Origin of the sequence: Meridianimarinicoccus sp. MJW13, from assembly GCF_014901205.1 — a bacterium.
In the GTDB taxonomy this organism is placed as follows: Bacteria; Pseudomonadota; Alphaproteobacteria; order Rhodobacterales; family Rhodobacteraceae; genus Meridianimarinicoccus.
The window spans coordinates 165,820-179,306 of record NZ_JACNMU010000006.1; the positions used below are offsets into that span (position 1 = coordinate 165,820).

The 13,487-nt window shown below is 63.9% G+C and carries 15 protein-coding genes; 6 read left to right on the forward strand and 9 right to left on the reverse strand.

All coding sequences use genetic code 11. From position 1 onward, the window contains the following. Nucleotides 1–12: 12 nt before the first annotated feature. Genes nqrE through H8B03_RS12410 form a run of 5 tightly spaced genes read right to left on the reverse strand, consistent with a single transcriptional unit; the run spans nucleotide 13 to nucleotide 4,627 of the window. Nucleotides 13–621 carry an NADH:ubiquinone reductase (Na(+)-transporting) subunit E gene (gene nqrE, locus H8B03_RS12390; protein ID WP_193142189.1) on the reverse strand — a complete coding sequence of 203 codons (609 nt, stop codon included), beginning with the start codon at nucleotides 619–621 and terminating at the stop codon, nucleotides 13–15. Beyond that, nucleotides 621–1,274, reverse strand: a complete 654-nt coding sequence (locus H8B03_RS12395; RefSeq protein WP_193142190.1) for an NADH:ubiquinone reductase (Na(+)-transporting) subunit D — start codon at nucleotides 1,272–1,274, stop codon at nucleotides 621–623. Before H8B03_RS12395 ends, nqrE begins: the two co-directional genes overlap by 1 nt. After that, on the reverse strand, nucleotides 1,274–2,077 hold the full coding sequence (locus H8B03_RS12400) for a Na(+)-translocating NADH-quinone reductase subunit C (protein WP_226925907.1): 804 nt from the start codon (nucleotides 2,075–2,077) through the stop codon (nucleotides 1,274–1,276). The genes H8B03_RS12395 and H8B03_RS12400 overlap by 1 nt, the downstream gene beginning before the upstream one ends. Nucleotide 2,078: 1 nt before the next feature. After that, on the reverse strand, nucleotides 2,079–3,275 hold the full coding sequence (locus H8B03_RS12405; RefSeq protein ID WP_193142192.1) for an NADH:ubiquinone reductase (Na(+)-transporting) subunit B: 1,197 nt from the start codon (nucleotides 3,273–3,275) through the stop codon (nucleotides 2,079–2,081). A gap of 2 nt (nucleotides 3,276–3,277) precedes the next feature. Next, complete coding sequence (locus tag H8B03_RS12410) at nucleotides 3,278–4,627, reverse strand: Na(+)-translocating NADH-quinone reductase subunit A (protein ID WP_193142193.1); 1,350 nt, start codon at nucleotides 4,625–4,627, stop codon at nucleotides 3,278–3,280. 302 nt (nucleotides 4,628–4,929) lie between these two features. Between H8B03_RS12410 and H8B03_RS12415 the strand changes: the two genes are divergently transcribed. Both H8B03_RS12415 and nqrM read left to right on the forward strand, forming a co-directional pair. Next, complete coding sequence (locus tag H8B03_RS12415) at nucleotides 4,930–5,949, forward strand: FAD:protein FMN transferase (protein WP_193142194.1); 1,020 nt, start codon at nucleotides 4,930–4,932, stop codon at nucleotides 5,947–5,949. A 21-nt stretch (nucleotides 5,950–5,970) separates the two neighbouring features. Beyond that, nucleotides 5,971–6,234 (forward strand): (Na+)-NQR maturation NqrM, encoded by a 264-nt coding sequence (gene nqrM / locus H8B03_RS12420; RefSeq protein ID WP_193142195.1) that lies wholly within the window; start codon nucleotides 5,971–5,973, stop codon nucleotides 6,232–6,234. A 26-nt stretch (nucleotides 6,235–6,260) separates the two neighbouring features. On the opposite strand, the gene H8B03_RS12425 is transcribed toward nqrM, so the two are convergent. The 4 genes from H8B03_RS12425 to H8B03_RS12440 all read right to left on the reverse strand — a co-directional run bounded on the left by H8B03_RS12425 (nucleotide 6,261) and on the right by H8B03_RS12440 (nucleotide 8,741). Continuing rightward, nucleotides 6,261–6,458, reverse strand: a complete 198-nt coding sequence (locus tag H8B03_RS12425; protein ID WP_193142339.1) for a hypothetical protein — start codon at nucleotides 6,456–6,458, stop codon at nucleotides 6,261–6,263. Between the two features lie 10 nt (nucleotides 6,459–6,468). After that, complete coding sequence (locus H8B03_RS12430) at nucleotides 6,469–7,002, reverse strand: CBS domain-containing protein (RefSeq protein ID WP_193142196.1); 534 nt, start codon at nucleotides 7,000–7,002, stop codon at nucleotides 6,469–6,471. A gap of 112 nt (nucleotides 7,003–7,114) precedes the next feature. Beyond that, nucleotides 7,115–8,233, reverse strand: coding sequence for an acetoin utilization protein AcuC (locus H8B03_RS12435; RefSeq protein WP_226925889.1), 1,119 nt, complete (start codon nucleotides 8,231–8,233; stop codon nucleotides 7,115–7,117). Next, the gene (locus H8B03_RS12440; protein ID WP_193142197.1) at nucleotides 8,223–8,741 is read right to left on the reverse strand and encodes a glutathione peroxidase; all 519 of its coding nucleotides are present in this window, start codon (nucleotides 8,739–8,741) and stop codon (nucleotides 8,223–8,225) included. The genes H8B03_RS12435 and H8B03_RS12440 overlap by 11 nt, the downstream gene beginning before the upstream one ends. Nucleotides 8,742–8,887: 146 nt before the next feature. Between H8B03_RS12440 and H8B03_RS12445 the strand changes: the two genes are divergently transcribed. The 4 genes from H8B03_RS12445 (at nucleotide 8,888) to ptsP (ending at nucleotide 13,480) form a co-directional block, all read left to right on the forward strand. Next, nucleotides 8,888–9,364: an NUDIX hydrolase gene (locus H8B03_RS12445; RefSeq protein WP_193142198.1), complete on the forward strand. Its 477-nt coding sequence runs from the start codon at nucleotides 8,888–8,890 to the stop codon at nucleotides 9,362–9,364. Nucleotides 9,365–9,416: 52 nt separating this feature from the next. After that, complete coding sequence (locus H8B03_RS12450) at nucleotides 9,417–9,887, forward strand: DUF1178 family protein (RefSeq protein WP_193142199.1); 471 nt, start codon at nucleotides 9,417–9,419, stop codon at nucleotides 9,885–9,887. Between the two features lie 101 nt (nucleotides 9,888–9,988). Further along, nucleotides 9,989–11,230 carry an aspartate kinase gene (locus tag H8B03_RS12455; RefSeq protein ID WP_193142200.1) on the forward strand — a complete coding sequence of 414 codons (1,242 nt, stop codon included), beginning with the start codon at nucleotides 9,989–9,991 and terminating at the stop codon, nucleotides 11,228–11,230. Nucleotides 11,231–11,239: 9 nt separating this feature from the next. Beyond that, a complete protein-coding gene (ptsP, locus tag H8B03_RS12460; RefSeq protein ID WP_193142201.1) occupies nucleotides 11,240–13,480 on the forward strand; it encodes a phosphoenolpyruvate--protein phosphotransferase in 2,241 nt (746 codons plus the stop codon). Nucleotides 13,481–13,487 lie beyond the last annotated feature (7 nt).

Consider the following 13,487-nt stretch of genomic DNA (forward strand, 5'->3'; position numbering starts at 1 on the left):
CTGCGCCGCTCCTTACAGTTTGACGCCCGAGAAGGACATGAAGCCCATGGCCATCAACCCTGCGGTAATGAAGGTGATGCCAAGGCCCTGAAGCCCGTCCGGAATGTCGGAGTATTTCAGCTTTTCGCGCACGCCGGCCATGGCGGTGATCGCCAGCGCCCAGCCGACGCCCGACGCGATGCCATAGGTCGTCGATTCCGCGAAGTTGTAGTCCCGTTCCACCATGAACAGCGAGCCGCCCAGAATGGCGCAGTTCACCGTGATCAGCGGCAGGAAGATCCCCAGCGCGTTGTAGAGCGGCGGGAAGAAACGATCGAGCACCATCTCAAGGATCTGCACCATGGCCGCGATCACGCCAATATAGGAAATCAGGCCAAGGAATGTCAGGTCAACATCCGGAAACCCGGCCCAGCCAAGGGCACCGGGGGCCAGCAGATAGGTCAGGATCAGGTTGTTGGCCGGCACCGTGATCGCCTGCACGACGATCACCGAGATGCCAAGCCCCAATGCCGTCGTGATCTTCTTCGACACGGCGATGAAGGTACACATGCCCAGGAAGAAGGACAGCGCCAGGTTTTCAACGAAAATCGCCTTTACGGCGAGTGACAACAGGCCATCCATCAGTGGGCCTCCACGCTTTGGATCTTGTACTCACGCGCCTCGACCTGTTCCGGCTTCCAACTGCGGAAGGCCCAGATCAGAAGACCGATGACGAAGAAGGCCGACGGCGGCAGCAGCAGCAGGCCGTTGGGCACGTACCAGCCGCCGTTGTTCACGGTCTGCAGGATGGTCACGCCGAACAGGCTGCCCGAGCCGAACAACTCGCGGATCACGCCGACCAGCATCAGGATCAGGCCATACCCCAGACCGTTGCCGATGCCGTCGATCAGCGAGGCGACCGGCGGGTTCTTCATGGCAAAGGCCTCGGCCCGGCCCATCACGATGCAGTTGGTGATGATCAGGCCCACGAAGACCGACAGGGTTTTCGAGATCTGGAAGGCATAGGCCTTCAGGATCTGGTCCACCAGGATCACCAGCGAGGCGATGATCACCATCTGCACGATGATCCGGATCGAACTGGGGATATGGTTGCGCAGGGTCGAGATGAAGAAGCTCGACAAGCCGGTCACAGCCGTCACCGCCAGCGTCATCACGAAGGCCACCTGCAGCGAGGATGTCACCGCCAGCGCGGAACAGATGCCCAGAACCTGCAGGGTGATCGGGTTGTTGTCGACCAGCGGATCGACAAGGAGTTCCTTTGTCTTCTGGGCCATTACACGTTCCCCCCGGCCAGATTTTCAAGGTAGGGCGCAAAGCCCTGCTGCCCCATCCAGAAGCGCACCAGATTGTCCACGCCGACCGAGGTCAGTGTCGCACCGGCCAGTGCATCGACATGATGCGCTTCCTGGCCCGTGGCCGTGGTCTTGGAGACGGTGATTTTCAGATCGCCCTGGTCGTCGCGCAGCTTCTTGCCGCTCCACTGGGTTTTCCAGCGCGGGTTGTCCACTTCGCCGCCCAGACCGGGGGTTTCGGCGTGGTCATAGAACTGCAGGCCGTAGATGTCGTTGCCGTTCTCTTCCAGCGCGATGAAGCCGTACAGCGTCGACCACAGGCCGTAGCCGTAAATCGGCAGGATCACCTTGTCGAGGTTCCCGGCGTCGTCCTTCAGCAGATAGACGGTGGCGTATTTGCTTTGCCGTCCAATGCCCGCCGGATCGTCATCCAGTTCCACCGACATTGTCGGGTCCGAGGCCGCGCCAATGTCGTCGAAGGTCGTGGCATCCACCACATCGGTGTAGGTGCCGGTTTCGATCTCGACGACGCGCGGTTCGAACTGGCTGAAGGCTTCGGCCACATTCATGCCGTCCTCGTACAGCCCGGCGACCTGCAGGATGTTCTTCTGCTTGTCGAGCAGCTTGTTGGCTTCCTGCACCGGTCGCAGCGACACAGCGGCGACCGAGACGATCATTGAAGCAACAAGACAGACCGCGACCGCCACGAAGATGGTCTTGGGAATGGAATCCGTCGGCAGAGCCTTGAACCGGGCGATGAAGCCGCCCTTGGGGTCATTGGACATGTCAGACATGGCGTTTGGCCCTTCTTGCGATATTCGCCCGAACAACGAAGTGATCGATGAGCGGCGCGAAGATGTTGGCGAACAGGATGGCAAGCATCATGCCTTCCGGGAAGGCCGGATTGACCACACGGATCATCACGACCATGAAGCCGATCAGCGCGCCATAGATGTAGCGGCCCACATTGGTGTGGCTGGCCGAGACCGGTTCGGTCACCATGAAGGCCAGACCGAAGGCATAGCCGCCCAGCACCAGATGCCAGTACCACGGCATCGCGAACATCGGGTTGCTGTCCGATCCGATCAGGTTCAGCAACAACGAAAAGGCGATCATGCCGCCCAGACAGCCGACGATCAGCCGCCAGTTGGCTATCCGCGTGGCCAGCAGGAAGGCCAGTCCCAGCATCGCCGCCAGGGTCGAGGTTTCGCCCAGGCTGCCCTGGATCGTGCCGATGAAGGCGTCCATCCAGGTGATGCCGTGGCCGACCAGCGCCTGGTAGCCTTCCGAGGCCGAGACCGCCAGCGCCGTGGCGCCCGAGAAGCCGTCCACCGGGGTCCAGACCGAGTCGCCCGACATTTGCGCCGGATAGGCGAAATACAGGAAGGCGCGTCCGACCAGCGCGGGGTTCAGGAAGTTCTTGCCGGTGCCGCCAAAGACTTCCTTGCCGATCACCACCCCGAAGGAAATGCCAAGTGCCACCTGCCACAGCGGCGCAGAGGCCGGCAGAATCAGCGTGTAAAGCATTGAGGTGACGAGGAAACCTTCATTCACTTCGTGCCGGCGCACGGTGGCGAACAGAATCTCCCAGAAGCCGCCCACCGCCAGTGTGACGATATAGATTGGCAGGAAATACATCAGCCCGTGAGCGAAATTCGCCAGCGGGTTTGCCGGGTTATAGCCGAAGATCCCGGCGATGGCAGCGCGCCAGCCGCTGGGTTCCAGCCCCGATGCGATGGCCGCGTTGGCCTGATAGCCGGTGTTCCACAGGCCGACCAGGATGCAGGGGATCGTGGCGATGACCACATAGGTCATGATCCGCTTCATATCCACGAAGCTGCGCGCGTGCGGCGCGGCGGTGGTAACGGTCTTGGGGGTGAAGGCGAAGCTCTCGATCGCCTCGAACACCGGGTAGTAGCGTTCGTATTTGCCGCCCTTCTCGAAAAGCGGCTCGATCCGGTCGAAGAATGCGCGGACGCCCATGCTCAGCCCTCCTTCTCGATCTTGACCAGGCTGTCGCGCAGCGCGAGCCCGTATTCATATTTGGCCGGGCAGGCAAAGGAGCACAGCGCGAGGTCTTCCTCGTCCAGCTCCAGCGCGCCCAGCTGCTGGGCGGTGTCGGTGTCCATGACCAGAAGCGCGCGCAACAGTTGCGTCGGCAGGAAGTCCTGCGGCATCAGCGTCTCGAAGGTGCCGGTGGGCACCATGGCGCGGCGGCCACCGTTCATGTTCGAAGTCAGGTCGAACAGCTTGCCCGCCCCTGCCAGCGCCGACGCCAGCACCGGCTGAACCGCGTATTTGCTGGGTTGCGGCGTGATCCAGCCCAGCACCATCTTCCTGGTGTCCTCGGTGATCAGCGTCACCTGGCGGGCATAGCGGCCAAGAAAGGCAAACGCCCCCTCGCCCAGCCGTCCGGTCAGGATCGATCCGGAAATGACCCGCACGGGTTCATCGCCCACGATCTCGCCGTCGATCAGTTCGGCCAGCGACGCGCCCATGGCGGTGCGCAGCAGACGCGGCGCCTTGGCGCGCGGTCCGGCCAGCGAAATCACCCGCTCGGGGTTCAGAAAGCCGGTGGCGAACAACCGCCCGATGGCGATCACATCCTGATAGCCGATGCTCCAGACCACGCGGTCAGTGCTGGGCGGCATCAGGAAATGCATGTGGGTTCCGGCCAGCCCAGCCGGATGAGGCCCCGAAAACTCATGAGTCTCCACCCCGGCCACACCGCCGGACAGATCCTCGCCCGGATCCTGGCACAGATAGGTCGGACCTTCGGTCAGCCGGGTCAGCGCCACCAGTCCGCGCTGGAAATCCTCTGCCGCATCGTTCAGCACCAATCGGGCGTCGGGCGCCAACGGTTCGCTGTCCATCGCGGTCACGAAGATCGCCGCGGGCACGGCATCGGCGGCGGGGATCCTGGAATAGGGCCGCGTGCGCAACGAGGTCCACAGGCCCGAGGCCTGAAGCTTGCCCGCAACCGCGTCGCGGTCCAGCGTGGCCGGATCGGCCGCCCCGAAGTCTATCCCGGTGTCCTCGGCGTCCGAGACGTCGATCACCACGCTTTGCAGCACCCGGCGCGCGCCGCGATTGATGGCGCGCACGCGGCCACTCATCGGCGCGGTAAACACCACATCGGGGCTGTCCTTGTGGCAGTACAGCGGAGTTCCACGGGAAACCTCGTCGCCCTCGGCCACCAGCATCTTGGGCTTCAGGCCAATGGTGTCATCCCCGATGACGGCAACGGCCGTCGGGGGCGAGGCAAGGTCGATACGAGGCTCGGGCGCGCCCTCGATGGGCAGGTCGAGACCTTTCTTCAGCACATGATGAGGCATTTTCGGCGGGCTGAACCTATTGCTACGTCGTTATTGTATACTCGGGCATACCTTTGCGGCAAACCTGTCGAGGCGTGTATTTGGCGAAACATCCGACCGCAAGGGCGGGTCCATGCTTCAAGTTGCCATACTTTCAGACTCATTTGGATTTGAACATGCGACGTTGGCGACCAAAGCCGTATGAATTCCCTCCGGCCGGACGCAGACACCGGTCTCCTGTCACGGATCGAGACATTTCAACCGCTTGACTTGCAAGGGGTCTGGTGACACATCGCGGCAAAACCCCAATGCGGAGCTCTCCCATGCGCCCGGCCCTGCTTCTTGCCGTCGCCACCCTGCCGCTGGCTGGCTGTCTGTTCGACGACACTCCCGAGACCCTGAAGATCAGCGGCAAGACCATGGGCACGACCTATAACATCACGGTCGTGGATGCGCCGGACGGCACCACAAAGGATGATCTGGTCGATCGCGTCGAGACGGTTCTGGCCGATGTGAACGGCAAGATGTCGAACTGGGATCCCAACTCGGAAGTCAGCCTGTTCAACGCGGCGCTGTCGACCGAAGCGGTCACGGTCTCGGCCCCCTTCGCGCAGGTGCTGAGTGCGGCCAACGACATTCATCAGCTCAGCGGTGGCAAATTTGACGTCACCCTCGCGCCGCTGATCGACCTGTGGGGGTTCGGTGCCAAGAAACCCGGCGATCCGATCCCTTCGGACGCCGAGATCGCCCAGGCCCTGCAATCGGTCGGCCAGTCCACCTTGCTGGAGCTTGACGGCACCACCCTGCGCAAGTTGCAGCCCGAGGTGTCGGTCAACCTGTCCGCCATCGCCAAGGGATACGGGGTCGATCAGATCGCGGCCGCCCTGCGCGCCGAGGGCATCGACCGCTATCTTGTCGAAATCGGCGGCGACCTGGCCACCGGCGGGTTGAATGCCGAGGACTCGCCCTGGTCGATCGGCATCGAGCGTCCCGACACCGCCAGCCGCACCGTGGAAGAGATCGTGCTGATCTCGGACAAGGGGCTGGCCACCTCGGGCGACTATCGCAACTACTTCGAACAGGATGGCGTGCGCTATTCGCACATCATTGATCCGACCACCGGCAAGCCGGTCATTCATCAGACCGCCTCGATCACCGTGATCGCCGACACGGCGATGATGGCCGATGCCTGGGCCACCGCCCTTCTGGTGGTCGGCAGCGAGACCGCGTTCGACATTGCCGAGCAGGCCGGAGTCGCCGTCCTTGCCATCGACCGCAACAATGACCAGTTTGTAACCCGGACCAGCCCCGCCTTCGACGCCCTTGTTGGCACGAAGGACTGACCCAAACCGGAGACACGCCCCATGGCCACTTTCGCATTCGCCTTCCTGCTGCTGCTTGCCGTCGTGGTTGCCATGTCGCTGGGGGTCATGCTGATGGGCAAGACCATCAAGGGCAGTTGCGGCGGGCTGAACGCCATCGCCGGCACCGACAAATGCGTCGTCTGTTCGCAGCCCATCGACCCCGACAGCCCGATCCGCGACAAGCTGGAATGCAAGCGCACCTGCAAGAAGGCCGAGGCCATGCGCGCCGAGATCGAGGCCGGGATCGACGACCCCAAGGCCTGAAACCGGGTCAGGCACCGGATCGGACGTTAGGGGCCGACACCACGCATCGGAAGAAAGGCCAGCGCCGAAAACGCCAGCAGCGCAGGCAATGCGAACAGCCAAGCCCGAAGAACCCAGCCGTCTGCCTGCAGCTTCCAGTTCGAACGGAAGGCCTGGCCCGACAGGGCCATGACCACCACCAGACCCACCGCCAGCATCGGGGACAGGGTCAGATCCTGAAACATGGCGCGGGCCTCAGCCCACGATCATCTGCTTCAGGCGCAGGGCTTCGTACTCCAGCTCGCTCAGGCGCTTGCGCACCACGTCGCGGATCGAGATCAGCCCGACCATCTTGCCGTCGCCATCGACCACCGGCATGTGCCGGAAGTTGCCGTCTGTCATGGTGCGCAGCACCGACAGCAGCACTTCGTCGGGCTTGCAGGTGATCGGATCGGCAGTCATCACGTCCTTGACGGTCCCGCCCAGCCAGTCGGTGCTGTCCATGTCGAGCGTGGCGATGATATCGCGCTCCGACAGGATGCCGCGCAGGTCGTTGCTTTCGCCGACCACGGCCACGGCACCGATTCGATTGTCCTTCAGCACGCCCAGGGCCTTGGCCACGGTATCGCCCGGCGACACGGCAAAGACGTCACCGCCCTTTTCGGCCAGGATATCCGCCACGGTGGCGTGATTGTCCGGCCGTCCCAGGTTCGATGCCTGGTTCTGGGTATAGGTCCGCACGCGTTTCATGTCGCTGGCGCGCGGCCCCTGATAGGATGTTGGGCTCATATGGAAATTCCTCCGGTCCTCCGAGGGGCGGCCGTCGGGCGCCCCATCACCTGCCCCGATGGTAGGCACAGCGCCCGGTGGCTCGCAAGTCTTGTTGCGCCGTGGGATCGTGTCACACCATCGTGGTTGAATATGTCGCTGCCAACTGCAGGATTTCGGGGCGGATCGGTCCGTTTCGCGGCGCATCGACAAGGGTGGTCCGCCAATGCGGCGCAACCTTGCGGCTGGCGCGCAGGCCGGTCCAGCGCAGGGCCGACAGGATGCGCTCGGCTGCGTCAGGCAAGCGGTCCGGCATCTGGTGCCCCATCAACCGTCCCCAGACCCGCGTCCACAGCCGCCCCACCGACCAAGGATTGTAGCCGCCGCCGCCCAGAACCATCAGGCGCGGGCTGAGCGGACGCAACCCGTCAAGAATTGCCAGATGGGCGTTGTTGGACAGGGCCAGCCGCGACATCGGATCTTCCAGCAGCGCATCGGCGCCGCATTGCAACACGATGGCATCGGGCCGGAAGTCCGCCACCCGGCGCAGGATCACTGCATCGCGCAGGAAAGCGCATTCGCTGTCGTTGAACCCCGCCGGCACCGGCAGGTTCACCACATTGCCCAGCCCGCGGTCGAACACACCACCGGTGCGCGGCCAGCGCCCGGCCTCGTGCACCGAGACCACCAGAACCGAAGGATCGGCGCGAAACCCGTGTTCGACCCCATCGCAGTGATGCGCGTCGATGTCCACATAGGCCACCCGCGCCGCGCCTTGCCGCTTGAGCGCGAGAATCGCCAGAACCGGATCGTTGAGAAAGCAGAACCCGTTGGCGCGATCCGGAAACCCGTGATGGGTGCCGCCGCCGGGACAATGCACCACCCCGCCCTGCGCCAGCAAAGCGGCGGCCAGCATCACGCCCCCGGCCGAGGTGGCGGGACGGCGGAACATCTCGGGATAGATGGGGTTGGCGGTGGTGCCCAGATGGTGCCGGGCGCGATCGGCCCCGGACACCTGCTGGGTGGCTTCGGCCCTTTGCAGCGCCGCGATATACTCTGGCGTGTGCCACCAGGTCAGCACTTCGGGCTTGGCGCGGGGGCTGGTCCGGTACTGGCCTGTGGGCAGCCAGCCCAGGGCGCGGCACAAATCCATCACTTGCGGCACGCGCGGCACCGCCAGCGGATGCCAACGCCCGTAAGAGGAGCCGCGATAGACCTCGGACCCGATGAAAACCGGCGGGTCAGTCGGCAATCATGGCCTCGATCCGCCCGGTGATGGCCTGCGACTGCGGCGTGATGCGCGATCCGAATGTGGCCGCGACCGAACCGTCCGGGGCCAGCAGGATCTTGTTGAAATTCCAGTTGGGTGCAAAGCCCGCCGTCTCGGCCACCCATTTGTAGAACGGATGCGCAGCTTGGCCCCGCACATGGGTGATGTCGGTCATGGGCAGATCCAGATCATAGTTGATCTCGCAGAACTCCTTGACCTCTTCGGCGCCGTCCAGTTCCTGCCGGAAATCGTCCGACGGCACCGCCAGAACCACAAGCCCGGCCTCGCGGTACTGATCGTACAGCGCCTGCAGCCCGGAATACTGTGGCGTGAATCCACACAAGGACGCGGTATTGACCACCAGAACCGGTTGCCCGGCCCAGTCGTCCAGATCCAGCGTGCCGCCTTCGATGGCATTGAATTCGAAGGCACTTGCCGCGGTGACCAGCCCAAGGCTGGCGCAGAAGGTCAGTGCAATGCGCGATATCATGCCGATGTCTCCTCTTTCCCCAGACCTATTTCGGCTTCCCCGGCAATCAAGTGCGATGCGGGTTGCCGCAAAGGCATGGACAGGGACGGCCCGACGCCCCATATTCCGAAGACTCTGAAACACCCTGAAAGGCCTGTCCACCCGCCATGTCCATCCAGAAGTTCCCCCAGGTTCCCTTGACGCTGGGCGCCGTGCGCAAGGGGGATGTCCGATCCCAGTTCGGCGCGCTGTGCTATCGCATGGATGGCAGCAAGCCCGAGGTTCTTCTGGTGACCAGCCGTGGCACCGGACGCTGGATCGTGCCGAAAGGATGGCCGATGCCGGGGCAGACCCCGGCCGGCACCGCCGCAGTCGAAGCCTATGAAGAAGCCGGGGTCGAGGGCGATGCCCACCCCCAGTGCCTGGGAATCTACTCCTATACCAAGGTGATGGATGACACCGACGACCTGCCTTGCGTGGTGTCGCTGTTTGCCATCAAGGTCAAACGCCTGCTGCAGAAATATCCCGAAAGCGATCAGCGAAAGCGCAAGTGGTTCTCGCCCAAACGCGCCGCCGCCCTGGTCGACGAGGACGAGTTGCGCCAGATCATTCGCAGGTTTGACCCGAAGGTTCTGACTCGCTAATCTGGGACGCTTGTAGACAGTCAGACGTTGCCGGTCCGGAGGGAGGCCCCTCATGATTTCCTATGCGTTGAAATGCTCGTGCGGGCACCGGTTTGACAGCTGGTTCCAGTCCGGGGCGGCCTTCGACAGGCTGAAGGGTGCCGGCATGGTCACCTGCCCGTCTTGCGGCGGCAGCGATGTGGGCAAGGAACTGATGGCGCCGCGCGTGCGCCCCGCCCGCCACAAGGCCGTGACACCCGACGCGGGCGCGCCCGTGGTTCCCGAGGCCCCCACCGCACCGGCCCTGTCGGCGCCCGCCAACAGCGAAGTGGCCGAGGCCATCGACAAGCTGCGCCGTGCGGTCGAGGCCAATACCGAGGACGTCGGCAAGAAATTCGCCACCGAGGCCCGGCGGATCCACGAAGGCACCTCGCCGGAGCGCGCCATTCGTGGCCAGGCCACGGCCAAGGATGCCAAATCGCTGATCGATGACGGCATCCCGGTTCTGCCCTTGCCCTTCTCGGATCCCAAAAAGACCAATTGACCCCGCCAATTGCGACCAACCGCGCCCGGCCTGCCCTTGCGGCGGCGGACAGGCTTGCTTAAGAGACGGCGGACCATGGACCCGAGGCAGAAGGGGACACAATGCCGATCCTCGTAATGAAATTCGGCGGCACGTCGGTTGCGGACCTGGACCGCATTCGCAACGCCGCTGAAAAGGTCCGCGCCGAAGTCGAGCGCGGCTATGACGTCATCGTGATCGTTTCCGCGATGTCGGGAAAGACCAACGAGCTTGTCGGCTATGTGGAAGGCACCTCGCCGCTGTTCGACGCCCGCGAATACGACGCGGTGGTCAGTTCGGGCGAGAATGTGACCGCCGGGTTGATGTCCCTGACCCTGCAGGAAATGGGCATCCCGGCCCGCAGCTGGCAGGGCTGGCAGGTGCCGGTAAAGACCACCTCGGCCCATTCCGCCGCGCGGATCGAGGATATCCCGCGCGATCACATCGACCAGAAGTTTGCCGAAGGCATGCGCGTGGCCGTGGTTGCGGGCTTTCAGGGCATCAGCGACGAAGGCCGGATCACCACGCTCGGCCGGGGCGGCTCGGACACCACGGCGGTGGCCTTTGCCGCGGCCTTTGCCGCCGAGCGCTGCGATATCTATACCGATGTGAACGGCGTCTATACCACTGACCCGCGCATCACCAGCAAAGCGCGCAAGCTGGACAAGATCGCGCTTGAGGAAATGCTGGAACTGGCGTCACTGGGGGCCAAGGTCCTGCAAACCCGCTCGGTCGAACTGGCCATGCGCTACAAGGTGCGCCTGCGGGTGCTGTCATCTTTCGAACAGAACACGGAAACGTCCGGCACGCTGGTGTGCGACGAGGAGGAAATCATGGAAAGCAAAGTCGTCTCGGGTGTCGCCCATTCGCGTGACGAAGCCAAGATGACCCTGGTCTCGGTCGCTGACCGTCCGGGCATCGCCGCCGCCATTTTCGGCCCGCTGTCGGAATCCGGCGTCAACGTGGACATGATCGTGCAGAACATCAGCGACGATGGCCGCACCGACATGACGTTCTCTTGCCCCGTGGATCAGGTCCTGCGCGCCGAACGCGCCATGACCGAAGCCAAGGAACGCGGCGAGATCAACTTTCACGAGCTGATCGCCGATACCGAGGTGTGCAAGGTCTCGGTTGTGGGCATCGGCATGCGTAGCCATGCGGGCGTCGCCGCCCAGATGTTCAAGGCGTTGCGCGATGAAAATATCAACATCAAGGTGATCACCACCTCTGAAATCAAGATTTCCGTGCTGATTGACCGGAAATATATGGAACTTGCGGTGCAGGCTCTCCATGATGCCTTCGACTTGCAGGGCAACGACTCCTGATCGGAGACCATGGTTCAGACATCAGAATCCGAAAGCCGGAAACTGCTGGGAAGGCTACGCGAGACGCTGGCCTCCCACGGTGGAGAACAGGAACGTCTGAACCGGGTCACGCATCTGATCGCGGATTCGATGCGGACCGAAGTATGCTCGGTCTACCTGTTCCGCGACAATGACACGCTGGAACTGTGCGCCACCGAAGGTCTGAAGGCCGACGCGGTGCACAAGACACGGATGCGGCTGGGCGAAGGTCTGGTGGGCAAGGTCGCGGCCACGTCCAACCCGATCAACACCGCCAATGCGCCACAAGCGCCGGGGTTCCGCTTCATGCCGGAAACCGGGGAAGAGGTCTACAGCTCGTTCCTGGGCGTGCCGATCCAGCGGCTGGGCCAGCGCGTTGGCGTGCTGGTGGTGCAGTCGAAAGAAGCCCGCAGTTTCTCCGACGACGAGGTCTACGCGCTGGAAGTCGTGGCCATGGTTCTGGCCGAGATGACCGAACTGGGCGCGATCCTTGGCGACAGCGACAGCCTGACACCGCTGCACAAGCGCGCCCAGGTCTTTCGCGGCGTGGTCGGTCAAGAGGGCAGCGCCGAAGGCCATGTCTTCCTGCACGATCCCCGCGTCGTGGTCACCAATCCCATCGGGGACGATCCCGAGGTCGAGGCCAAGCGGTTGCGCGATGCCATCGAAACCCTGCGCGTGTCGGTCGACGACATGCTGGCCACCGCCAAGACCGGCGGCGGGGAGCATCTGGAAGTTCTGGAAGCCTACCGGATGTTTGCCAATTCCAAGGGCTGGCTGCGCCGCATGGACGAGGACATCGCGCGCGGCCTGTCCGCCGAGGCTGCCGTGGAAAAGGAACAATCCACTGCGCAGGCCCGGATGCGCTCGGTCCCCGATGCCTATCTGCGCGAACGGCTGCATGATCTGGACGACCTGTCCAACCGCCTTCTGCGCATCCTGACCGGCCAGGGCCGCGACACGGGTGCCGCGCGCCCCGAAGATGCCATTCTGGTGGCCCGCAACATCGGCCCCGGCGAACTGCTGGAATACGGCCGCACCCTGAAGGGCATCGTGCTGGAAGAAGGCTCGGTCGGCAGCCATGCCGCCGTGATCGCCCGCGCCTGGGCGGTGCCGCTGGTCATCAATGCCGACCGCATCACCACCGAGGCCCTGAACGGCGATCAGATCCTCGTGGACGGCGATCAGGGGGTGGTGCACCTGCGCCCTGACGATTCTGTGAAAACCGCCTTTCGCGACAAGCTGGCGATGCAGGCCAAGGCGCAAGAGCGCTATTCCTCGATCCGCGACTGCAAGGCCGAGACCAAATGCGGCGCGGTGGTGCGACTGGACATGAACGCGGGCCTGATGGCCGATCTGCCCAGCCTTCGCGATTCCGGGGCCGAGGGCGTCGGCCTGTTCCGTACCGAGTTGCAGTTCCTGATCCGCTCGAAGGTGCCGCGTCGGGGCGATCTTGCCGCCCTGTATTCGCGCGTGATGGATGCCGCCGACGGCCGGCGCGTGGCCTTCCGGACCCTCGACATCGGGTCCGACAAGGTGCTGCCCTACATGAAGCCCACCGAAGAGCCGAACCCCGCCCTGGGCTGGCGAGCGATCCGGGTGGGGCTGGACAAGAAGGGCGTCATGCGGATGCAGCTTCAGGCGCTGATCCGCGCCGCGAAAGGCCGCCCGCTGACGGTGATGTTTCCCTTCATCGCCCAGTTTTCGGAATTCCGCGAAGCCCGGCAGATCCTGCTGGACGAGATGGAAAAAGAGGACCGCCTGGGTCACACCCTGCCCGAGAAGCTGGAAATCGGCGCGATGCTGGAAACCCCCAGCCTTGCCTTCGCGCCGCGCCAGTTCTTCGCCATGGCCGATTTCATCTCGATCGGCGGCAACGATCTGAAACAGTTCTTCTTTGCAGCGGACCGCGAGAACGAACGGGTGCGCCGCCGCTATGACACGCTGAATGTCAGCTTCCTCAGCTTCATCGAGCAGATCGTGAACCGCTGCCGCGACACCGGCACGCCGGTGTCCTTCTGCGGCGAGGATGCGGGCCGCCCTGTCGAAGCGCTGTGCTTTGCCGCCATGGGCCTGCGGGCGCTGTCCATGCGGCCGGCCTCGGTCGGGCCGGTGAAGCACCTTCTGCTGCAATCGGACCTGCACGAGGTCCGGCGGGTGATCGAAATGGCCCGCGCCCAGGGCGAGCAATCGGTGCGTCCGGCGGTGACCGAATACCTCAGCAAAACCTGACGCCGGT